At 54.4% G+C, this 305-nt stretch carries 1 protein-coding gene; it reads right to left on the reverse strand.

The genetic code is table 11. From position 1 onward, the window contains the following. Positions 1 to 305: hypothetical protein (locus QEH59_RS18840; RefSeq protein ID WP_308986934.1), on the reverse strand; the 305-nt coding region annotated here is incomplete at both ends.

Below are 305 nucleotides of genomic sequence, written 5' to 3' on the forward strand. Positions count from 1 at the left end.
ACCAAGGTTGAGTTTGCGTCGTAGCTGATGCCCATGAGTTCGGAATTTTTGTTATATGCCAGCGCAGTCTGTTCCGATGGTACCTGGTAATCGAGCGTCCAAGTTTGTCCGGTTTCTGATTTACAGATCACACCGTTCCATCCTTCGATAGTCACGTCGTAGCTCGCGCCGACAGCATAGAAAGCATCCCCGGTCCAAATAATGTCCTGGAAGTTCGTGTTGGCGGCGACGCCAGAGAGCGGCTGCTTGGTCCATGTCGCCCCGTCGACAGAGCGTAGTATGGTGCCATTGGCGCCGACTGCGAC

It is taken from the genome of Thalassobacterium sedimentorum (assembly GCF_031127905.1).
In the GTDB taxonomy this organism is placed as follows: Bacteria; Verrucomicrobiota; Verrucomicrobiia; order Opitutales; family Coraliomargaritaceae; genus Thalassobacterium; species Thalassobacterium sedimentorum.